Here is a 21390-nt window from a genome sequence, read left to right on the forward strand (position 1 = left end):
GGGGCCCGGCCCGCTCTCAGGGGGAGTCGAGCCCGTCGAACAGCCGTGCGTACTGCTCGAGGTGGCGGTCTCCGAGGAAGTCCCGGCGTGCCCGCTCGTGGGCGTTGGCACCGAGCCGGTGTGCGAGGTCCCGGTCCTTGAGGAGGCGCAGCACCGCGCCGCTGAAGTCCGCCAGATCACTCCCGTCGTCGATGAGGAGGCCGTCCTCGCCGTCGGTGACCTGGTCGGGAATCCCGCCCACGCGTGTCCCGACGAACGGTCGCGACTTCCACAGGGCCTCCGAGACCGTGAGGCCGAACCCCTCGGCGAGGCTCTTCTGCACCACGACGTCGGCATGACGCTGAAGAGCGTTCACGATGGCCGCGTTCTCGTCGACGTCGGCCATCGGCAGACACGCCAGGTGGATACGTGCACGAGCGGCGTGCGGGAACGTCCGCCACGCCGCCACACACTCGTCGAGGACCTCCGCGCCCTCCGGGTCGTCGGTGACGCCGCTCACGTTGGGACCGGCGAGGATCAGGTGGGCCTCACTGTTCCCGACGACGTACTGCTCGAAGGCCTGCATCACCCCGAGCATGTCCTTCAGGCGGTCCCAGCGCGACACCTGGACGACCACGCGCTCGTCGACGTCGGGTGGGGGGCCGGTCTGGAGGATGTCGGCCAGGCGGTCGACACGCCCGGGAGTGCCGTCGCGTCGCGTGAAGCCGGTGTCGCCACCGGGCGCGACACCGCTGAGGAGCCCGCTCTGGCCGAGGATGGCGTGAGCGACGTCGGGGTCCATGTCCTGGTTCTTCGGTGAGAAGGGATCGATCGACGGCGGGATGATGTTGAGGCGACCGTCGTTGGCCCACGACGGGGCGAAGTGCTCCCGGGTGAACACGAAGCTGTCGGCACCCTCGAGGTAGCGGTGGAGGAACTCCCACGACCGGTTGACGTACTCCTCGAAGTCGTCGCTGCCGACGTGGCAGCGAAACACGACGAGTGCCCCCGCCTTCTGCATCGGGGCGACGAGACCGGCCGTCTGGGGATCGTGCAGGAGAACGATGTCGCCGGGGCGCACCAGTTCCCGGAGCTGGGAGGCGTTCTCGGCGGTCACGGTGTCGTAGACCTCGTGCTCCGCCTCGCCGAGGGGGCCGCCGTCGCCGGGTGAGCGGTGGAGGCCGTTGTGGATCCTCTTCGTGATGGCGAAGAACTCGGGATTCCCGTGCATCACGGCCCACGGGGCGTCGATACCCGCTCCACGGGCGTAGGCCAGCAACGTCTGGAGCATCTCGGCCACACCACCACCCGTGGCGGTGGAGTTCACGTTGAGGACCCGTCGACCGGCCAGCTGCTCGCGGGCCGCGGCGGCGACCGCCCGGAAGCGGTCGGCGCGCTCGGGCCCGATGATCGGTGCGAGGCGCTCGGGATCGAGGCCCTGGATGTGGACCTCCTGGATCTTGGTCATGCGGGGGCTCCTGTGCGTTCCGTGTCGCTGTACGCCAGGGGGAAATGTAGTCCGGTGGGGCGGATCCGACGCGTGAGGGACGTAGCCGTCACACCGGTCTGCGACGCTCCTCCCATGGACAACGAATCAGCGTTCTGTACAACGGGCCCTGTCGTGACCATCGACTGCGACAGCTGTGCGATGAGGGAAACGGATGCCTGCGACGACTGCCTCGTGAACGTCGTCGTGAACCGCGAGCCCGGCGAGGCGGTGGTCTTCGACGCCGCTGAGGAGCGGAGCCTGCGCGCTCTCGCCGGGGAGGGCATGGTCCCGCGGCTCCGCTACTTCCGGTCGGTTGGCTGACGGGTGCTCCACCGCGTGTGCGGCTTGCGGGCCCTGGCCATGGCCGACAAGGGTTGCAGCGGGCCGGGTGGGCCCGTTCGCAACACCGAGCTGAGGGAGCGCACGCCATGGACACGTTCGACGTCGACGGTCTCAACTGGGGCCTGCTCGTCCTGCGCTGCGGCCTCGGTCTCGTGATGGTCGCCCACGGTTGGAACCACATCTTCGGCGGCGGGAGGATCGAGGGCACCGCCGGGTGGTTCGACAGCCTCGGCATGAAGCCGGGAATCCTCCACGCATGGCTGGCGAGCCTCACCGAGCTGGGTGTCGGCGTGATGCTGTTCGCGGGCCTGCTCACACCCCTCGCCGCCGCCGGTGTCGTCGGTGTGCTCTTCGTGGCTCTCATCACCAACCACCTGAAGAACGGGTTCTTCATCTTCCGCCCGGGCGAGGGCTACGAGTACGTCCTCTTCCTCATGATCGCCGCCACCGCGCTGGGAGCCACCGGCGCAGGGGAGTGGTCGCTCGACGAGGCTCTCGACGTCCCCATCAACGGCTGGGCGGGCTTCCTCGTGGCGCTCCTGGGGGGAACGGGTGCCGCGACGCTGCTCATGCTCGTGTTCTGGCGACCGGAGCGACCTGCGGAGGGTTAGGCGCTGTTCCTGAGGGCGTCCACCAGGTGCGGCACCACCTCCCGCCAGTCGGCGAACACCGACACGTCGGCGTGGTCGTGGATGAAAGCGTCGGGATCGGGGTTGACGGCGAGCACGGTCCCCGACGAGCGGATGCCGACCGAGTGGTTGAACTTCCCCGAGAGCCCGAGCGCCAGGTAGAGACGGGGGGCGATGCTGCGGCCCGTGATGCCGATCTGGCGCGCGTGGGGAAGCCAGCCCCTGTCGGTCACCTTGCGGGTCGCGCCGAGCTCCGCCCCGAGGACGTCGAGCAGCGGGTCGAGCAGGGGGTACTCGCCAGGCTCGACCGCCTGTCCCACGCCGACGACGACGTCCGCCAGCGCCAGGGTCTCGATGTCGTCGTCGCGGGTCCGCTGCGTCACGGTGACGCGGTTGCGGTGCGGAACGCGGAGCCGCTCGACCTCGGGTGAGGTGTCGCGGGGGGCGAGCAGAGGCAGGACACCGGCGCGCACGGTCACGAGCTGCACGTCGGACGTGGCGGTGATGGCGGCCACGAGCCGCCCACCGAATGCCGGTTTCCACGCGCACAGCCGACCGTCGACCACCTCCATCTCGACGGCATCACCCGTGAGCCCTCCGTCGACCTGCACGGCGATGCGGCTCGCGACCTCGCGGCCCCACGCGGTGCTCGGGGCGAGCACGGCCCACGGCCGGGTGTCGGCCACCCAGCGCCCCGCGACGTCGGCGACGTCGTCCTCCGTGGTGGAGCCCACGAGCTGAACCACGCGGTCGGCCCCCTGAGCGCCGAACTTGGGGCGACCGACCGCCGGCTCCGCGCCCATCGAGCTCACGTCGAGGAGCCCCTCGGGTGTGACGTCGAGCAGCACCGTCGAACCGTCGGTGGCCGCGGCCAGGAGAGCGGCCGTGCCGAGCAGCTCTGCGGTCTCGCGGTGGCGGTCGGGCTCCCCGAGCACGACGGTGACGGGCCCGTCTCCGCCGGTCACAGGCACGACGGAGGCCGGCGTGCGCGGCGTGTGGTCGAGTGCGCCCCGTGCGCGAAGCGCCGCGACCGCCTGGTCGACCTGGTTCACCACCGGGCCGGAGAGTCGGCGCTGCTCGCGCGCGACCTCGAGAACGCGGATGTCGCCGACACGTGTGGGGCTGGCGGCATCACCCCACGGACCGTCGCCGAGGTCACCGGCCGCCAGCCTCGAGATCGCCGCCGGGTCCACCGCCACCCGTCCGGGTGGGTCCACCTTGCACGGGTCGCAGAGGCGCTCGGCCACGGAGCAGACGGCGGGGAGCTCCACGCGGGCGGTGACGGAGCTGTCGTCGTGCTCGCAGCGTGCGCGGAGAAGTCTGCCGTCGAGCTCGAGCGCCTTGACGCCGGTCAGGAACGGCAGGCCGAGCATTTCGGCGACCTCGGGGCCGACCTGCCCGGTGTCGGCGTCGACCGAGTTGCGGCCGGCCAGGACCAGGTCGAATGGCCCTTCGCGTTCGATGGTCGCCGCCAGGGCACGGGCCGTTGCCAACGTGTCGGAGCCGGCGAACGCCGGATCGGACACGAGAACGCCGCGGATCTGCGTGTCGCGATCCTGGCCCCACGCGATCGCCTCGCGTAGCGCGTCCTCGGCACTGGGCGGTCCGAGGGTCACGACCACCACCTCTCCATTGGTTTCGGCGGCGAGTTCGCACGCCTTCGAGACAGCACGGCGGCAGTACGGGTTCATCTCGAGCTCGAGGCCCTCGCGACGGAGGCGGCCGTCGGCGTCGAGCTCCATGTCTTCGAACGTGGGGATCTGCTTGACGAGTGCGGCGATGCGCAGCGCGGGTTGTGCGTCGGCGGCCATGCGATCCCGGGAACGGCGTGCGGGTGTGCAGCCTCGCGAGGCTGTGCGCACGGTCACGCCGTGGACACCCTGCTGGCTACGCTGGCAGCGTACCGGGGACCGGAGGAAGCATGGAAGCTCGCGAAGCCGTCATCGTCGACGTCACCCGCACGCCCATCGGGAGGACCCGCGGTGCGCTGGCACAGTGGCACCCCACCGATCTCCTGGGCCACACGCTCAACGCGCTGCTCGAGCGCACCGATGTCGACCCCGGCTCGATCGACGACGTGGTCGGTGGCTGCGTGTCCCAGGTCGGCGAGCAGGGTGTGAACGTCACGCGCAACGCGTGGATCGCCGCCGGTCTTCCGTGGCACGTCCCGGCCACGAGCGTCGACCGGCAGTGTGGCTCCTCACAGCAGGCCGTCCACTTCGTGGCCCAGGGTGTGATCGCAGGCGCCTACGACCTCGCCATCGCCTGCGGAGTGGAGTCGATGACGCGCACTCCGATGGCCAGCAACGCCGAAGGTGGCACCGGTCCGTTCAGCCCCAGCTTCATGGAGGCGACGGACAACACGCTCGGGATCCAGTTCTGGGTGGCGCAGGTCCTGGCCGACAAGTGGGGAGTCAGCCGCGAGGAGATGGACGAGTTCGCCCTCGAGAGCCACCGGCGCGCCGCGGAGAACACCGACAACGGCTTCTTCGAGCGGGAGATCACCCCCGTGCCACTCAAGGGGGAGGGCGGGGAGGAGACCGGGGAGATGTTCACGGCCGACGAGGGCATCCGCCGCGACACGACCCTCGAGAAGTTGGCATCGCTCGAGTCGGCCATGTCATGGGATCCCGATCAGGCCAGGGACATCACGCCGGGTAACTCGTCGCAGACGAGCGACGGTGCCGCGGCCATGCTCATCGCCGAGCGCGCCACGGCGGAGCGTCTCGGGCTACCGGTTCGGGCACGCTTCGCACACTTCGCGGTCGCGGCGGAAGATCCCGTGCTGGTGTTGTCGGCGCCGAACCCCGTGACGCGCAAGCTCCTCGAGCGCAGCGGCATGACGATCGACGACTTCGACGCCATGGAGTGCAACGAGGCGTTCGCCGCCATCGCGTTGATGTGGGCCCGCGAGTTCGAGCCCGACCCGGAGCGCTACAACCCGCGTGGTGGCGCCATCGCCCTGGGTCACCCGCTCGGTGCGAGCGGTGTTCGCATCATGGGGACGCTGCTCAACCACCTCGAGGTCACGGGGGGCCGTTACGGCTTCCAGACGATGTGCGAGGGCGGCGGCCAGGCCAACGCCACCGTCATCGAGCGGCTGAGCTAGCGACCTCGCTGCGTCTTCTGATTGTCGCGCTCGCTGCGGACCGGGATACCGGCCCGCGGCCGCTCGCTGCGTCTTCTGATCGTCGCGCTCGCTGCGGACCGGGATACCCGGCCCGCGGCCGCTCGCTGCTATCTGCGGGGGAGCTTGATGGCCTTGTCGGCGATGATGTTCTTCTGCACCTCGGTGGCGCCGGCGCCGATCGTGGTGAAGCGCTGGAACGAGTAGAGGCGCGTCCAGCTGCCGCCGTCGACGGCGCCTTCGCCGCCGCGCAGGATCAGGCCGTTGGGCCCGAGCATGTCGATCGAGAGCTCGGCGAGATCCTGGGCGAGGTATGACCACTGGAGCTTGGCGAGCGGTACCTCGGGCCAGTTCTTCTCCTTCTTGATGATCTTGGTGAGCGCCCGGTAGTTGAGCAGCTTCGTGAGCTCGATCTGGGTCCAGGTGCGCGCAATGCGCTCGCGGATGCCGGGATCGTCGAGCGCCCCGGGGTTGGTCGCCCGCGTGGCGTTGATGATCGAGCGCAGGTCGTTGCCGAGGGTGATGGCCAGCCCGGCGGTGCCGACCCGCTCACGGCCGAGGGTGCCCATCGCCACCTGCCATCCTTCGCCGTCGCCGCCCAGACGTGACGTGGCGGGAATGCGCGCGTCAGTGAAGAAAACCTCGCAGAACAGCTCCTCGCCGACGATGTCGCGGATCGGCCGGGCATCGATTCCTGGTGTGTCCATGTCGATGACGAAGGCCGTGATGCCCTCGTGCTTGGCGCCGCGTTCGATGGCGGTGGGATCGGTACGAAGCAGGAACAGCCCCCACTTGGCGATGTGGGCGGTGGTGGTCCAGATCTTCTGACCGTTCACGACGTACTCGTCGCCGTCGGCCAGCGCGGTGGTTCGCAGGTTGGCGAGGTCGCTTCCCGCCTCGGGCTCGGAGAAGCCCTGGCACCAATGCTCGTCGGCCGAGAGGATCCCGGGCAGCCAGCGTTGCTGCTGCTCCTCGGTACCCCAGTCGATGATCATGGGACCGATCTGCCACAGGCCGTTGGCATTGTAGATCCCCGGCGCGCGCACGCGCGCCATCTCCTCGGAGTAGATGACGTTCTGGGTCGGTGTGGCCTCCCGCCCGCCCCAGGACTCCGGCCAGTTGATGGCGGCCCATCTGCCCTCGTTCAGACGTCGCTGCCATGCCCGGCGCCGTTCGTTGCTGCGCGAGGATCCCGCGGCCTGGCCTCCACCGAGGTCGTCGTCGTCGGAGAAGTCGGCGAGAAAGTCGGGGAGGTTGTCGTCGAGCCACGTCCGGAGCTCGTCGCGGAAGGCGATGTCCTCGGGTGTGTCGGCGAAGTCCACGAACGGTGACCATAGCCCCGGGCGGCTGCGATGACTAACGTCGTACCGGGTTCCTCGAGGCCGTGCACGACACGGGGCATCATGGACCGTACGTCAAGTCTGGAAATCGCGAGTCGGGACGGAGCAGATGGATTTCACGTTCTCCGAGGACCAGGACCACCTTCGCTCAGCTGTGGCCGACTTCCTGGAGCGCGAGGCCCCTGCGTCCTACCGCGCGGCGATGGCGGAGGACCACGCCGGCATCACCGACGGGCAGTGGTCCGACCTCGTCGGACTCGGGTGGCCGGGACTGCTCGTTCCGGCCGAGCACGGCGGGCTCGGCCTCGGTCTCGTCGACATGGTCGCCGTCCTCGAGGAGATGGGGAAGGTGGCCTATCCCGGTCCGTACTTCTCGTCGGCCGTGGCCGCCACCCTCGCCGCACGCACGCTGGGCTGTGACGAGCTCCTGGCGGGTCTGGCCGAGGGGTCGAAGCGGGGGACGGTGGCGGTGGAGGAGTCGGGCGCCGGTGATCCCGTCGAGCGTGTTCGTACCCGCGCGCGACGGAAGGGTGCGCAGTGGGTCATCACGGGCACGAAGCCCGTCGTGCTCGACGGGCACACCGCCGACTGGGCACTGGTGGCGGCACGCACCGAGGAGGGACTGGGCACCTTCCTCGTCGAGGAGCCGGCCGGAGAGCCCGTACCAATGATGGACCCGACACGCAAAGCGGCACGCCTCGAGATGTCCGACCGACCGGCCGAGCCCGTGGGTCCCGTCGGCGACCACGCCGCGCTCTGGCGCCGGATCGTCGACGACTGCGCCGTGATGCTCGCCGCCGAGTCGGTGGGTGCCTCCGAGGCCGCGTGGCACCTCGGTGTCGAGTACGCCAAGGAGCGTGTGCAGTTCGACCGGCCCATCGCCAGTTTCCAGGCCATCAAGCACAAGGCGGTCGACATGCTCCAGGCGGTCGAGCTGGCGCGGGTGGGCACGCACTACGCCGCCTGGGCCTCCGACGCCGATGACCCCAAGCGTGAGCACGCGGCCGCCATGTGCAAGGGCTTCGTGGGGGAGGCGGCGGTCTTCGTGTCGGGCCAGGACATCCAGATCCACGGCGGTGTGGGCTTCACCTGGGACTGCGACGCCCACTGGTTCTACAAGCGCGCGAAGGTCAACGACCTCCTGTGCGGCTACCAGGGCTGGCAGCGCGATCGCCTGGCCTCCCTCGTGCTCGCCGACGCCTGAGCCACCCCGGCCCGTGGCTGCTTCGTGACCCCAGATCGGCCGGCACCCGGGACGGTGACGCTGCACGACGCCGTCGCCGAGAACGTCCACCCCGGCGACTCACTCCATCTCGTGGTCGGGCACACGCGCTGGAGCGCCGGTGCCTTCGAGATCGTCCGGCAGTTCTGGAAGAGGGATCCGGCGTTCGAGCTCGTGATGCTGAGCCTGTCGAGCCTCGGCACGCTGTTCTTCCGCGGCGGCATGGTCCGCAGGGTCGTGACGGGTTACTCGGGCGACACATTCCCCAACTTCACGCCGAATCCGGTGTTCGCCGCGGCCTACTCCGAGGGCCGGGTCGAGGTCGAGCACTGGTCGTTCCTCACGTTCGCCCAGCGGCTGGAGGCCGCTGCGCGCGGGCTCCCCGCCGTCACCACCCGATCACTGGCCGGGTCGTCGATGGCCGAGAACTCCGACTACACCCGGATCGACACCGACTTCGGAGAGGTCGGCCTTCTTTCTCCCCTGCGACCCGACGTCGCCGTGCTGCACGCGCCCGTGGCCGACCGGCACGGGAACGTCGCGATCCACCCGCCGCTCCTGGAGGGTGTGTGGGGTGCCCTGGCCGCGAGGAGGGGGGCTGTCGTCACCGTCGAGCGGGTCGTCGAGAACCTCCGGCCGTGGGCGCACCTGATCCGCATCCCCGCCCACCGGACGCTGGCCGTCGTGGAGGCGCCCCTCGGCGCGCATCCCGGCGGGCTGTTCGCGGCCGGACTTCCCGTCACCGGCTACGGGGAGGACTACGACTTCTGGGTGGAGGTCCGCAACCGCTCCCGCGAGGACGACTTCGACGACTGGATCCACGACTGGGTCCTCGACGTCGACGGGCACCGGGGATACGTGAAGAAGCTGGGCCGCGACAGGATCGAGGTGCTGCTCGAGCGTGCCGACCGGGAGTCGTGGCACCAGGACATGGAGGCCCATCCCGTCGACGAGGACGCACCGGTCAACGCCTGGGAGGCCGCCGCGGTGTTCGGCGCGCGCCACCTCGTCGAGCGCGTCCACGACCTGCACGCCGACGCCGTCCTGGCGGGTGCCGGCGTCGCGAATCTCGCCGCGTGGCTGGGTGTCGGGAAAGCACGCGCGGAGGGCTCCGACGTACAGCTCACCGCCGAGATCGGGTTGTGGGGTTACGAGCCCACGCCGGCCGATCCGTTCGTGCTCAACCACCGCAACTTCCCGACATCGACGATGCTCGGCGACGCCGACATGGTGCTCGGAACCCTCGTCGCGGGCCCGGGCACCACGACGGTTGCCTGCATGGGAGCGGCGCAGGTCGACCGGTTCGGCAACATCAACTCGACGCTCGTACCCGGCGGCCCGTTCCTCGTCGGCTCGGGCGGGGGGAACGACACGGCCAGCACGTGCGACGAGGCGATCGTCGTCGCCACGCTCACGCGGCAGCGGACCCCCGCCGACTGCGGCTACGTCACCTCGCCGGGCCGGGCGGTGCGTGCCGTGGTCACCGACCTCGGCATCCTCGAGAGGACGGGCGACGGAGACGACACCGAGCTCGTCCTCACCGCCGTTCCCGAGGGGCCCGCCCCACTTCCCGAGCGCGTGAGCACCGCCCGTGCCTCGTGCGGTTGGGACCTGCAGGTCGCCGACACCGTGGCGGAGCTGGCCGAGCCCACGTCGAGCGAGATCCTGGCGCTGCGCTCGTGGGATCCACGGGGCTGGTTCCTCCGCCCGGGCTGACCTGGTCTCACTCATAGTGGCATGATTCCCACCATGGGGCGTATCGCCAGCCTCAATGGAGAGGTTTGTCCACTTTAGGCATCTCGGCTACTCTTGCGTCGTCCACGGGACCAGCCCGGTGGAGCGCAGTCGAACGTGGAGGTCACAGGTGCGGACCCGGATTGCAGTTCTCCTCCTGGTCTCCGCGTTGGTCGCGGCCGCCTGCACCTCGTCGGGCGACGACCGCGCCGACGACAGTGTCGACGGTGAGCCCGAGGTGGCCGGAGAGAGTGTCGCCCGCGTGAACGTCGGGGCTGCGAGCACGTCGGTGCTCCCGCTCGTCGACGGAGGCCAGGCGTACCTCGAGGGGCTCCCCGGTCCTGACGACGCCACGTCGCTCGGCAACTTCGTGCAGGAGTGGGATGCCGGCCGGGTCGCCGTCGGCAATGGCGCCCCCGAGGCGCACTGGGTCCGTGACGACGTGCGCGCCAAGGCGCTCGCCATCGAGGACCCCGACACGGGCGCCATCCAGGTCATCGCCACCAACGACCTCTACATGGTGTTCCGCCCCGACATCGACGCCCTGCGCGATCTGGTGGCTGAGCGTCTCCCCGCCGACGTTGTCGACCGCGTGCAGGTCCAGGTGGCCTCCAGCCACAATCACCACGGTCCCGACACGGCGTTCCAGGTGAACCACGCGTGGTACGACTCGGCTCTCGACCGCTGGGCCGACGCCGTCGTCGATGCCGTCACGTCGGTGGAGCCGGCAACGCTCACCACCGCGTCGGGTGAGCACTACTTCGGCGTCACCTCCACCCGCGACCCGCAGGTCATCGACCCCGTGCTCAACGTACTCCAGGCCGTGGGCGACGACGGCGCTGTCATCGCCACCCTCGTCAACTGGAGCAACCACCCCGAGGTCACCCTGAACTGGGAGATCGCCGCGCCCGACGCCGACTGTGAGGCCCTCGGCGAGCAGGCCGGCTGCTCGGCCGAGAACGCCTACTACACGGCCGACTACCCGGGGCACATGTCGCGCGTCATCGAAGACACCGTGGGAGGAGAGGCGCTCTTCGCCAACGGCGCCATCGGCGCTCTGCTCACACCCCTCGGTGCTCCCGTATGGGAGGTCGACGACGAGCACCCGGTCGGCGACGGCTACACCGTCCCTGACGGCGCCGACCTCCCGGGGGACGCGCAGACTCCTGTCGACCAGAACTTCCGTCGCGCCGCGGTGATCGGGGAGCAGCTCGGCCTGGCCGCACTCGACCTCATCGACTCGGAGGGGGTCGTGCTCGACGACGCCACGATGCACTTCGACAGCGAGGTGTTCTACACGCGCGTGTCGAACATCGGCTTCCGGGTCCTCGGGGTCGTCGACGAGAACACCGGCTACTCCGGCCTCGGCCACGAGCCCATCGTCCTCTACACCTGCGAGGGCGATGAGCCCAACGAGGAGACGTGCACCGACACGGGCTCCGAGACCGAGACCGACGAGGACCTCGACCTGGAGGTGCGCAGCGGTGAGTTCATCCAGACCGAGGTCGGAAAGCTCGAGATCGGCCCCATCGGCATGGTGTTCATCCCGGGTGAGATCCAGTCGACGCTCACGATGGGGCTCCCGGCCGATTTCCGGGAGGATCCGGGCCGCTACTACCTCGAGCCCGAGGCCCACGCGTTCGGTGACGACTTCGCCATTCCCGGATATGTGCGCAACCAGGTCGACGACGAGTACGTGTGGATGATCGGGCTCGGCAACGACCAACTGGGCTACATCGTGCCGATCAGTGACTACTGGATGACCTGCACCGCCGACATCGAGCTGATCGGTGGTGCGCCGGGAACGTGTGAGGACCTCCACGACGCCGGTGAACTCCCGCTGCCCGACGCCATCCCCGGCGCCGAGTGCCACGCGGCGGCCGCCGACGACTCCTACCTCGCCGACAACTACAACGAGGAGGCGGCCGCGGCTATCGCCGAGGGGTGCCGCTACGGCCAGGGGATCGGCAATCAGCTGGGCATCCATCCCGAGGATCACTACGAGGAGACCAACTCCGCGGGGTGGGACCTCGCCCAGGACGTCTTCGACGCCCTGGAGCGCCTCACGGGGGCCTCCGACGACACGCAGGTGAACCCCGACTTCGGCGGCTACTCGCCGACGAACCCGCCACCGACGGCGTAGTCCCGACGACGAGCGCAACGGGGTGGCCCGACGAGGTGGCCCCACACCGGGCAGCACCCGGGCGCGCCGTCGCCTCCCATCAGCGCGCAGCGGGCGGTGAACCCATATTCTGCCCGGAGCGCAGACTGCGGCGAGGGAGTGCCGGGTGGGCCAGGTCGAACTGCACGGGGTCACGAAACGCTTCGACGACGTGGTGGCGGTCGACGACATGTCGCTCGACGTCGCCGAGCGCGATTTCCTCGTCCTGCTCGGGCCGTCGGGGTGTGGCAAGAGCACCGCTCTGCGGATGATCGCCGGCCTGGAGGACATCGACAGCGGGACGGTGTCGATCGCCGGCCAGGTCGTCAACGACGTCGACGCCCGCGACCGCGACACGGCGATGGTGTTCCAGACCTACGCCCTGTACCCCCACATGACGGTGGCCGCCAACATCGAGTTCCCGCTCAAGGCCCGCAAGGTCGACCGGGAGGAGCGGGCCGTCCTCGTGAAGGAGGCCGCCGCGACCCTCGGCCTGTCGGAGTTGATGGACCGACGGCCGGCGCAGCTCTCGGGTGGGCAGCGCCAGAGAGTCGCCCTCGCGCGGGCGATCGTGCGCAGACCGGCCGTCTTCCTCATGGACGAGCCGCTCTCCAACCTCGATGCCAAGCTCCGCGTCCAGACCCGCGCCGAGCTCGTCGACCTCCACCGTCGCCTCGAGGCCACGGTCATCTACGTCACGCACGACCAGGTCGAGGCCATGACCATGGGCACGCGCATCGCCATCATGGACAGCGGCGTCCTCCAGCAGGTGGCGCCGCCTCAGGAGGTCTACGAGAAGCCCGCCAACCTCTTCGTGGCCCGGTTCATCGGCAACCCGCCGATGAACACGATGACCGGCGAGGTCGTGCGCAACGGCTCGGAAGCCGGTGTCCGGTTGCGGGGAGGGACCGTTCCCCTCGGCGCGGAGCTGGCCGCTGCGGCCCAGGGGGCCGATGAGCTGACGATCGGGGTGCGTCCCGAGCACGTCACGATCTCGCAGGACGGTCCGATCGAGGCATCGGTGGTCGCTGTCGAGTCCCTGGGGCACGAGCGTCACATCATCTGTGACGTCGCCGGGCCTCCGTTCGTGATCGTCCGGCAGGTCATCGACGACCCGGCGCCGGCTGAGGGTGGCCGGGTCCGCCTCGATGCCGATCCCGGGCAGATCCACGTGTTCCATCCCGACACCGGCGCGCGGATCGACACCGGTGCGAGGAGCGACGTGCAGGCGTGACGGCTGCCACCGTTCCACCTGCCCCGCCGGCAGTGGAGCCCGCCGACAGCGGGGTCCCGCCCGAGCCCCGCCGGCGGCGCTTCTCCCGACGTCGCCGCGAGAGCTTCTACGCGCTCGCTCTCCTGTTGCCGTCGATCATCGTGTTCGGTGTCTTCACGTACTACCCGTTCGTGCGCACGGTGCGCGACGGGATGTTCCAGACGAACCGCTTCCGCACGAAGGAGACGTACGTCGGGCTCGAGCAGTACTGGGACGTTCTCACCTCGTCGAGCTTCCACAACAGCCTCGAGGTCACCGGCCTCTTCGCCCTCTACACGGTGATCCCGGGCATGATCCTCGGCCTCGGCCTCGCGCTGCTGGCCAACCAGCGGCTGCGCGGCATCGGAGTGTTCCGCACGGTCTTCTCGTCGACCGTTGCGACGTCGGTGGCGGTCGCGTCGGTGATGTGGATCACGCTTCTCAACCCGCAGATCGGTCTCATCAACTACTACCTCGACACGAACATCGACCTGCTCAACGACCCGACGTGGGCTCTCGTCGCCGTGTCGGCCACGACGGTGTGGCTCAGTCTCGGTGTCACCTTCATCGTCATGTCAGCCGGTCTCCAGAGCATTCCCGACGACCTCCTCGAGGCCGCCACCGTCGACGGCGCCGGCCCCTGGACGCGCTTTCGCCGGGTCACATTCCCTCTGCTGTCGCCCACGCTGCTCTTCTCGCTCGTCGTGCTCACCATCAACGCTTTCCAGTCGTTCGGACAGATCGACCTCCTCACGGGTGGCGGGCCCAACAACAGGACCGACGTGATCGTCTTCAACATCGTGAGCACGTCGCGTCAGGCACCCGGGCGCGCGGCCGCACAGGCCGTGATCCTGTTCGTCATCATCCTCGTGCTCACGCTCGTGCAGTTACGGTTCCTCGAGCGACGCGTCTACTACGAGGCCGGTCGTGAGTAGGCGGGCGGCCCGGGCGCAGAGGACCCTCGGGCAGCGCGCGCTCCTCGTGTTGCGCTACGTGGGTCTCGTCGCGGCCGCGTTCGTCGTCCTGTTCCCGATCTATGTGACGGTCGTGAACTCGCTGCTTCCCCTCGACGGCATTCTGGGCCGGCCGCCCAAGTTGTTCCCGACCGACCCGCAGTGGAGCAACTACTCCGAGGCCTTCACGAACGGTCGTCTCGGTCGCTACCTCGTCAACAGCACCATCGTGACCACGATCATCATGGTGGGCCAGGTCGGCACGTCGATCTGCGCCGGTTACGCGTTCGCCGTGCTGCGGTTCCCGTTCAAGAGCACGCTCTTCATCGCGTTCCTCGCCACGATGATGCTCCCGATCGAGGTCACCCTCGTCGCCAATTTCCAGACGATCCAGACACTCGGCTGGCAGGACACCTACCAGGCCATGGCCGCACCGTTCCTCGCCGTGGGTTTCGGCACGTTCCTCATGCGCCAGGCGTTTCTCTCGGTGCCCCGTGACCTGCGCGACGCCGCCGCGCTCGACGGCTACGGCCACTTCCGCTTCATGACCCGTGTCGCCGTCCCGTTGGTGCGGCCCTCCGTGGCCGCACTCGCCGTGTTCTCCTTCCTCCTGGCCTGGAACCAGTACCTGTGGCCGCTGCTCGTCGCCGACAACGAGGACATCCGGACGGTGCAGATCGGTCTGCGAACCCTCAAGGGTGAGGGCGCGGCAGGACTCGACGTCCTGTTCGCCGGTACGGTGATCGCCGCCATCCCCATCTTCGTCCTGTTGATCGTGTTCCAGAAGCAACTCGTCCGGGGGCTCACCTCGGGCGCCGTCAAGGGCTGACGCCGAGCGCGCCGGCCCCGAAACCGAGGAGACCGACCATGCCGATCCGGTGGATTCGACGATTCGCCCTCCTTCTCGTGGCCGTGCTGGCACTCGCCGCGTGCGGCAGCGGAAGTGACTCGGATAGTGGTGGCGACGGAGGCGGAACGGCGGCTTCCGACTGCCCCATCGGGGCCGTCGACGAGGCGGGCGGTCCGGTCGAGATCACGTTCTGGCACGCGATGACCGACGCCAACCTCGAGGCGCTCGAGTCACTCGTGGCCGACTACAACGCCTCGCAGGACGACATCCAGGTGGAGGCGGTCTACCAGGGCTCCTACGCCGACACCCTCAAGAAGTACACCGCGGCGGTCAGCGGCGGTGGCGACCTGCCCGATCTCATCCAGCTGGAGGACACCGCCACGCAGGCCATGATCGACAGCCAGACGGTGCTGCCGGCCCAGGCGTGTGTGGAGGCCGACGACTACGACCTCTCCGACTACATCCAGAAGACCATCGACTTCTACACGGTCCAGGGAACGCTCTACCCCATGCCGTGGAACGTCTCGAACCTGCTTCTCTACTACAACGCCCAGGCGTTCGAGAAAGCCGGGCTCGACCCCGACACCCCGCCACGAACCCTCGACGAGGTCCGTGAGGCGTCGCAGGCCATCGTCGACGCCGGTGCGGCCGACAAGGGGTTCGCCCTCAAGCTCGACCCGTGGTGGCTCGAGCAGATGACGGCGTCGGTCGGCGAGGAGTTCGTGAACAACGGGAACGGCCGCGACGAGCGCGCCACGGCGTCGAGCTTCGACAACGACGCCTCGCTCGAGGTCTACGAGTGGATGAACGACATGGTGGCCGACGGTCTCGCGCTCAACACGGGCTCGCCCGAGGGCGGCAACTTCGACAACCTCCTGTCGATCGGCTCCGACGAGGCGGCGATGACGATCGACACCACCGCCGCCCTGGGGACGATTCGTGGTGTTCTGGGAGGGGGCCAGTTCCCGAACGTCACCCTCGCTGTCGGGCCGCGGCCCAACCTGGAGGGCGAGGAGCCCAACGCCGTCGTGGCGGGGGGTGCCAACTACATGATCAACGCCGGCTCCGACGCCGAGCAGGAAGCTGCGTGGCGGTTCATGACCTGGCTCAACGAGCCCGAGCAGCAGGCCACCTGGTCGGTGGCGACGGGCTACATCCCGATCCGTCAATCGGCGGTCGACATGCCCGAGATCCAGGAACTCTGGGCCGGCGAGCCGGAGTTCAAGGTGGCCTACGACCAACTCCAGGGCGGAGAAGACAACGTCGCCATCGAGGGGCCGGTGATCGGTCCGTACCGTGAGGTGCGCGACGTGATCATCGCCTCGTTCGAGAGGATGCTCGGCGAGGGCCAGTCGCCCGCCGATGCGCTGGCGAGCGCTGCAGCCGGCGCCGACGACGAGATCACCCAGTACAACGAGTTGAACTAGTGCGTCGCACTACCTAGCGGGTGAGGATCGCCACGCCGGCGTTGGCTCCACGGCCCACGGTGTGGCCGAGCGCCACGCGGGCTCCGTCGACCTGACGCGGGCCGGCGTCACCGCGTAGCTGGTGGGTGAGCTCGACGATCTGGCCGAGTGCCGACGCCCCGAGCGGCTCGCCCTTGGAGAGCAGCCCGCCACTGGGGTTCACCGGCAGGGGGCCGTCGAGTGCCGTGTGGCCACTCTCGATCCACGAACCGGCCTCGCCGGGCGAACACAGCCGGAGTTCCTCGTAGGAGAGCAGCTCGCGGGCTGAGTCGGTGTCCTGGCACTCGACGATGTCGAGGTCGCCCGGCGGGATCCCGGAGGCCTCGTAGGCGGCATCGGCGGCGAGCGTGGTGGGGGCGGGGATCGAGTCGTCGACGAGTCCGGACAGGGGAGTGGCCTCGCCGAGAACGCCGCCCGGCAGGTGCGACCGGACCTCGGCGGCCGCCAGGAGAACCTCGCCGCGCTCGCCGGTCGAGCGCCGAAGAACGACTGCTGCCGCACCCTCGTTCGGGGAGCACAGCATGTAGAGGGTCAGCGGGTCGCAGACCATCGGGGACTGGAGAACTTGCTCGCGCGTGAAGGGTTTCCGGAACATGGCGTCGGGGTTGTGAACCCCGTTGGCGTGGTTCTTGACGGAGACGTCGGCAAGGTTCTCGCGTGTGAGGCCCGCCGTCTCCATCAGTCGGCGTGCCCTGAGAGCGAAGTACGCGGGGGTCGCGGCGAGGCCGGCCTCCTCGCGCCACGGTTCGAAGAAGCTCGACCGGATCATCCCGGCCGGCATCTTCTCCATCCCGAAGACGAGCACCGTCTCGTACTTCTCAGACCGGACCGCGTCCGAGGCAAGCGAGAGAGCGGCTCCACCGCTTGCGCAGCCCGCCTCGATGGTGAAGATCGGCATGCCGGTCAGGCCGAGTGATCCGAGGACCTTGTGGGCCGAGGCGACGCCGGAGTACACCGATGCGCAGAACGCCGCCTGGAACGGTGGTGCGCCGGAGGAGAGCAGGTCCGCGTCTGCCAGGGCCCGGCGAACCGCCGCCACTCCGAGCCCGGTGACGCCGATGCCGTCGAAGCGACCGAACGGGTGGATCCCCACCCCGGCAACCGCCACGCCGGGCGTCACGGCGTGTCCCCCACGGGCGCGAACGCGTACGTGCTGACGGCACGGTCGCCCTCGTCGGTGTGGAGCTCGTCTGTCACGAGCACCATGGGCATGCCGGCCGACAGCTTCGTGGGATCGGCCTCCGTGAGACGGGTGACGAGGCGGATCCCGGCAGGGTGCTCCACGACGCCGAAGCCGAACGGGACGGTCCCCCGGTATCCGGGGGGCTCGCGCAGCACGGACGTCCAACTCCAGAGCGTCGCCTCACCGGCGAGAAGTGTCTCGGAGACGTCGTCACCCGCGCAGTAAGGGCACGTCGGCAGCAGGGGGAAGTGCAGGCGGTCGCACGACGCGCACCGACCGGTGATGAGCGACGGGCCGTCGGGCCCGAGGCGGATGAGCCCCTCGTGGACGGGATAGAAGCCGGGGGATGTCACGGTGTCGTCCGGGCGTTGGCCGCTGCCGCGCCGGTGGCGATCACACCCGCCGCCTCGAGGTCGTCGAGATCGGATTCGTCGAGGCCCAGGTCGCCGAGCACACTGCGCGTGTCGGAGCCGAGGACCGGCGCGCCCGTCGGTGTCGGGTCGGAGTGACCCACGAACCTCGGGAACGGTGCCTGCTGCCGGACGACCCCGAGCACGGGGTCGTCGACGTCGACGAGGTCGTGGCGGTACGCCATGTGGGGGTCGGCGAAGATGTCGGCGGCCGTGTAGGCCGTGGCGACGGGGACGTCCTCAGCGATGCAGCGCTTCTCGATGTCGCCCGCCGAGAGCCCGCGGGCCCAGTCGGCGACGATCCCGTTGATCTCGTCGGCTCGTTCCGCCCGTGCGGCGAGAGTCGCGAAGCGACCGTCGTCGATGAGCTCGGGGCGACCCATCACTCGACAGAGGCGCGCGAAGTTGGTGTCGGAGCCGGCCACGATGCACACGAAGCGGCCGTCGGCCGTGGGGTAGTTGTCGAGCGGTGCCGAGTTGTCGAGACGGTTCCCCTGCCGGGTGCGGACCGTCCCGAGCCGGTCGTAGCTCACCAGTGTCCACTCCAGGACCCGCAGCACCGAACCGTAGAGCGCGGCGTCGATGACGGCCCCGGAGCCACCGCGGGCGTCGCGCGCGTAGAGCGCCGCGGTGGCCGCCTGGGCGGTGAAGACCCCAGTGAGGTAGTCGGAGATCGTGACGCCGGGCCGCACCGGCGGGCGGTCGGGCTCCCCCGTGAGGTGGAGGAGACCGCCGTAGCCGATACCGAGGCGGTCGAGCCCGGGCCGCGATGAGGACGGGCCGTCCTGGCCGAACACCGAGATCCGCACCGTCACGAGGGAGTCCGGCAGCCGGTCGGGTCCGATGTTCCACCGCTCGAGGGTCCCGGGCCGGAAGTTCTCCACCAGCACGTCGGCCGTGTCGGCCAGGCGCCGCAGGATGTCCTGGCCGTCGTCGGTGTGCAGGTCGAGGGCGACGCTGCGCCGACCACGGCCCTCGACGGCCCAGAACAGCGAGTAGCCGTCCTCGAACGGGCCGATCTCCCGCATGAAGTCGCCGGTGCCGGGCTGCTCGATCTTGACGACGTCGGCCCCCTGCTCACCGAGGAGGCCCGCACAGAACGGCGCGGCGATCCTCGTCCCGAGATCGAGGACCCGGAGCCCGGTGAGTGGCCCGTCGGACGTCACGGGTCAGTCGGCCTCTTCGTCGGCGGCTCTGCCGCGCTGCTCGTCGCGGATCCGGCTCATGTCCGAGCCGTCACCACGTTGGCGGGAGGCATCCAGCGCTGTCTCTGTGTTGCTGACGAACTGGTGGACCATGAAGTGGTGCCGCCACGACTGCTTCTTGCCCTGGAGCTCGGTGGCGTGGTTGATCGTCGCCTTCACGGCCTGCGCCGTGACCGGCGGGACGAGAGCGACCTCGTCGGCCATGGCGCGCGCCGCCGATTCCAGGTCGGCACGCGGAACCACGCGGTTGACCAGTCCCAGGCGCCGGGCCTCCTCGGCGCCGAGGGTCTGCGCGCACAGCAGGAACTCCTTGGCCTGGCGGGCACCGAGCTCCCACGGTTCGATGAGCAGCTCCACACCGGCGCCGCTCATGCGGAGGACGGGGTTGGAGAAGCGGGCGTCGTCGGCGGCCACGATGAGGTCGCACATGGCGGCCAGCATCAGTCCGGCTGCGCTGCACGCTCCCTGCACCGCGGCGATGGTCGGCTTGCGGAAGTCGTGGATCCGCATGCAGCGGTCGTAGTACATGACCTGCTCGTGGTGGAGCTTCCCCTCGGCCGTGTCGCGCATCTTCGACCAGTGGTCGGTCTTGCCCAGGATCTCCTTCAGGTCGTGGCCGGCGGAGAAGTGCTTGCCCTCGCCTGCCAGGACCACGACCCGCACGGCGTCGTCGTTGTCGGCCGCCGTGAAGGCGTGATCGAGAGCGTCGAGCAGCTCCGAGCTCTGGGCGTTGGCCACGTCGGGACGGTTCAGCGTGATGGTCGCGACAGCGCCGTCGACCCCGTAGCGCACGGTCTCGGGCATCAGGCCGATTCCTTCGCCGGTTGCTTCGGTGGATCGGGGCGGGGCTCCCGGGGAAGTCCGAGAACCCTCTCGCCGAGGACGTTTCGCTGGATCTCGTTGGTGCCGGCCCAGATGGACGACGCACGGTAGTAGAGCCACGAACGCTGCCACGTCCCCCCACCCGGGTTGGCCGCGGCGTCGAGCCAGAGGGGTGCGGCATCGCCGAGAACCGCCATGGCCGTTTCGTGGAGGCGCTTCGACATCTCGCTCCAGTAGAGCTTCAACTGGCTCCCCTCGGGGCCCGGTGGGAGACCACGCGCGAGGCGGGAGAGCGTACGCTGGTTGTGGAGGCGGAAGAGGCGGACCTCCACGAAGGCCTGGGCGAGCCGGGCCCGCATCCGGTGGTCATCGAAGCATCCATCGTCGAGACCGAGGCGGAGGAGCTCCTCGAGGAGCTGCATGTGGATCACGAGCTGTCGGGGGTTGACCCCGCGTTCGTGCGACAGGGTGGAGTTGGCGACCGTCCACCCCTCGTTCTCCGCACCGATCAGCTTGTCGCGGGCGACGAAGACATCGTCGAGGTATACCTCGTTGAACTCGGCCTCATCGGTGATCTGCCGGAGTGGCCGGACATCGACTCCGGGATCCCGCATGTCGACGACGAGGTACGAGATGCCCCGGTGCTTGGCGGCATCGACGTCGGTGCGGGCCAGGCAGACCCCCCAGGTGGCGAACTGGGCGTAGCTCGTCCACACCTTCTGGCCCGACAGGCGCCAACCACCCTCGACGGGCTCGGCACGCGTCGCCACCGATGCGAGGTCGCTCCCCGCACCGGGCTCGCTGAAGAGCTGACACCAGATCTCGCGAGCGGAGAGGATGTGGGGGAGCCAGCGGCTCTTCTGCTCCTCGGTGGCGTTGGCGAGGAGTGTGGGGCCGACGAGGTTGACGCCGATCCTCCCCACGAGCTCCGGCGCGCGTGCGCGTGCGAGCTCCTCGGTCACGAGGAAGTGCTCGACGGGCCCCGCCCCGCGCCCGCCGTACTCCTCGGGCCACGCCACACCGACCCACCGTCCCTCGGCCAGGGACTCCTGCCACTGCCGGCCGAACGCCACCTCCTCGTCGAGCGAGTCGAAGCGCGGGGGGAGCCCGGTGCCGTACTCCCACGGCAGATGGTCGCGCAGCCATGACCGGACCTCGTCGCGCAACTGCTGCTCCTCGGAGGTCTCGGTGAGGTCCATCAGCCCTGATCGTAGGCGACTCCGCCG

At 69.5% G+C, this 21390-nt stretch carries 18 protein-coding genes; 10 read left to right on the forward strand and 8 right to left on the reverse strand.

What is annotated here, in order from left to right:
- Positions 1–16: 16 nt before the first annotated feature.
- Positions 17–1447, reverse strand: coding sequence for a glycosyltransferase (locus R3A49_00965; protein ID MEZ5169300.1), 1431 nt, complete (start codon positions 1445–1447; stop codon positions 17–19).
- A 114-nt stretch (positions 1448–1561) separates the two neighbouring features.
- Between R3A49_00965 and R3A49_00970 the strand changes: the two genes are divergently transcribed.
- Entirely contained in the window at positions 1562–1789 is a 228-nt protein-coding gene (locus R3A49_00970; protein MEZ5169301.1) for a hypothetical protein, read from the forward strand.
- A 107-nt stretch (positions 1790–1896) separates the two neighbouring features.
- A complete protein-coding gene (locus R3A49_00975; protein ID MEZ5169302.1) occupies positions 1897–2421 on the forward strand; it encodes a DoxX family protein in 525 nt (174 codons plus the stop codon).
- On the opposite strand, the gene R3A49_00980 is transcribed toward R3A49_00975, so the two are convergent.
- Positions 2418–4250 carry an FAD-binding protein gene (locus R3A49_00980; GenBank protein MEZ5169303.1) on the reverse strand — a complete coding sequence of 611 codons (1833 nt, stop codon included), beginning with the start codon at positions 4248–4250 and terminating at the stop codon, positions 2418–2420. The two genes, R3A49_00975 and R3A49_00980, sit on opposite strands and share 4 nt — an antisense overlap.
- A 110-nt stretch (positions 4251–4360) precedes the next feature.
- On the opposite strand from R3A49_00980, the gene R3A49_00985 reads away from it, so the two are divergent.
- A complete protein-coding gene (locus tag R3A49_00985) occupies positions 4361–5548 on the forward strand; it encodes an acetyl-CoA C-acyltransferase (protein ID MEZ5169304.1) in 1188 nt (395 codons plus the stop codon).
- 128 nt (positions 5549–5676) lie between these two features.
- Here the strand turns inward: R3A49_00985 and R3A49_00990 are convergent, their stop codons facing one another.
- Entirely contained in the window at positions 5677–6888 is a 1212-nt protein-coding gene (locus R3A49_00990; GenBank protein ID MEZ5169305.1) for an acyl-CoA dehydrogenase family protein, read from the reverse strand.
- A gap of 127 nt (positions 6889–7015) precedes the next feature.
- On the opposite strand from R3A49_00990, the gene R3A49_00995 reads away from it, so the two are divergent.
- The 7 genes from R3A49_00995 (at position 7016) to R3A49_01025 (ending at position 16505) form a co-directional block, all read left to right on the forward strand.
- Positions 7016–8110, forward strand: coding sequence for an acyl-CoA dehydrogenase family protein (locus R3A49_00995; GenBank protein ID MEZ5169306.1), 1095 nt, complete (start codon positions 7016–7018; stop codon positions 8108–8110).
- A gap of 54 nt (positions 8111–8164) precedes the next feature.
- Complete coding sequence (locus R3A49_01000; GenBank protein MEZ5169307.1) at positions 8165–9844, forward strand: CoA-transferase; 1680 nt, start codon at positions 8165–8167, stop codon at positions 9842–9844.
- 148 nt (positions 9845–9992) lie between these two features.
- Positions 9993–12005 carry a hypothetical protein gene (locus R3A49_01005; GenBank protein ID MEZ5169308.1) on the forward strand — a complete coding sequence of 671 codons (2013 nt, stop codon included), beginning with the start codon at positions 9993–9995 and terminating at the stop codon, positions 12003–12005.
- Positions 12006–12150: 145 nt separating this feature from the next.
- Positions 12151–13257 carry an ABC transporter ATP-binding protein gene (locus R3A49_01010; GenBank protein ID MEZ5169309.1) on the forward strand — a complete coding sequence of 369 codons (1107 nt, stop codon included), beginning with the start codon at positions 12151–12153 and terminating at the stop codon, positions 13255–13257.
- Positions 13254–14210 (forward strand): sugar ABC transporter permease, encoded by a 957-nt coding sequence (locus tag R3A49_01015; protein MEZ5169310.1) that lies wholly within the window; start codon positions 13254–13256, stop codon positions 14208–14210. The genes R3A49_01010 and R3A49_01015 overlap by 4 nt, the downstream gene beginning before the upstream one ends.
- A complete protein-coding gene (locus tag R3A49_01020) occupies positions 14203–15057 on the forward strand; it encodes a carbohydrate ABC transporter permease (protein MEZ5169311.1) in 855 nt (284 codons plus the stop codon). Before R3A49_01015 ends, R3A49_01020 begins: the two co-directional genes overlap by 8 nt.
- Positions 15058–15095: 38 nt before the next feature.
- Positions 15096–16505 carry an ABC transporter substrate-binding protein gene (locus R3A49_01025; protein MEZ5169312.1) on the forward strand — a complete coding sequence of 470 codons (1410 nt, stop codon included), beginning with the start codon at positions 15096–15098 and terminating at the stop codon, positions 16503–16505.
- Positions 16506–16518: 13 nt separating this feature from the next.
- On the opposite strand, the gene R3A49_01030 is transcribed toward R3A49_01025, so the two are convergent.
- The 5 genes from R3A49_01030 to R3A49_01050 are packed head-to-tail and all read right to left on the reverse strand — an operon-like array spanning position 16519 to position 21363.
- Positions 16519–17664 carry a thiolase family protein gene (locus tag R3A49_01030; protein MEZ5169313.1) on the reverse strand — a complete coding sequence of 382 codons (1146 nt, stop codon included), beginning with the start codon at positions 17662–17664 and terminating at the stop codon, positions 16519–16521.
- Positions 17661–18080, reverse strand: coding sequence for an OB-fold domain-containing protein (locus R3A49_01035; protein ID MEZ5169314.1), 420 nt, complete (start codon positions 18078–18080; stop codon positions 17661–17663). Before R3A49_01035 ends, R3A49_01030 begins: the two co-directional genes overlap by 4 nt.
- The gene (locus R3A49_01040; GenBank protein ID MEZ5169315.1) at positions 18077–19303 is read right to left on the reverse strand and encodes a CaiB/BaiF CoA-transferase family protein; all 1227 of its coding nucleotides are present in this window, start codon (positions 19301–19303) and stop codon (positions 18077–18079) included. The genes R3A49_01035 and R3A49_01040 overlap by 4 nt, the downstream gene beginning before the upstream one ends.
- A 3-nt stretch (positions 19304–19306) precedes the next feature.
- Positions 19307–20146: an enoyl-CoA hydratase gene (locus R3A49_01045; GenBank protein MEZ5169316.1), complete on the reverse strand. Its 840-nt coding sequence runs from the start codon at positions 20144–20146 to the stop codon at positions 19307–19309.
- Positions 20146–21363: an acyl-CoA dehydrogenase family protein gene (locus tag R3A49_01050; protein ID MEZ5169317.1), complete on the reverse strand. Its 1218-nt coding sequence runs from the start codon at positions 21361–21363 to the stop codon at positions 20146–20148. The genes R3A49_01045 and R3A49_01050 overlap by 1 nt, the downstream gene beginning before the upstream one ends.
- Positions 21364–21390 lie beyond the last annotated feature (27 nt).

The organism is Acidimicrobiia bacterium (genome assembly GCA_041394025.1).
Classification (GTDB): Bacteria; Actinomycetota; Acidimicrobiia; order IMCC26256; family JAOSJL01; genus JAOSJL01.

Excerpts from the sequence above, each read along its gene's own strand:
- R3A49_00980 (MEZ5169303.1), bottom strand. The coding sequence starts at position 4,250 with ATGGCCGCCGACGCACAACCCGCGCTGCGCATCGCCGCACTCGTCAAG.
- R3A49_01050 (MEZ5169317.1), bottom strand. The coding sequence starts at position 21,363 with ATGGACCTCACCGAGACCTCCGAGGAGCAGCAGTTGCGCGACGAGGTC.
- R3A49_00965 (MEZ5169300.1), bottom strand. The coding sequence starts at position 1,447 with ATGACCAAGATCCAGGAGGTCCACATCCAGGGCCTCGATCCCGAGCGC.
- R3A49_00985 (MEZ5169304.1), top strand. The coding sequence starts at position 4,361 with ATGGAAGCTCGCGAAGCCGTCATCGTCGACGTCACCCGCACGCCCATC.
- R3A49_01045 (MEZ5169316.1), bottom strand. The coding sequence starts at position 20,146 with ATGCCCGAGACCGTGCGCTACGGGGTCGACGGCGCTGTCGCGACCATC.
- R3A49_01025 (MEZ5169312.1), top strand. The coding sequence starts at position 15,096 with ATGCCGATCCGGTGGATTCGACGATTCGCCCTCCTTCTCGTGGCCGTG.
- R3A49_00975 (MEZ5169302.1), top strand. The coding sequence starts at position 1,897 with ATGGACACGTTCGACGTCGACGGTCTCAACTGGGGCCTGCTCGTCCTG.
- R3A49_00970 (MEZ5169301.1), top strand. The coding sequence starts at position 1,562 with ATGGACAACGAATCAGCGTTCTGTACAACGGGCCCTGTCGTGACCATC.
- R3A49_00995 (MEZ5169306.1), top strand. The coding sequence starts at position 7,016 with ATGGATTTCACGTTCTCCGAGGACCAGGACCACCTTCGCTCAGCTGTG.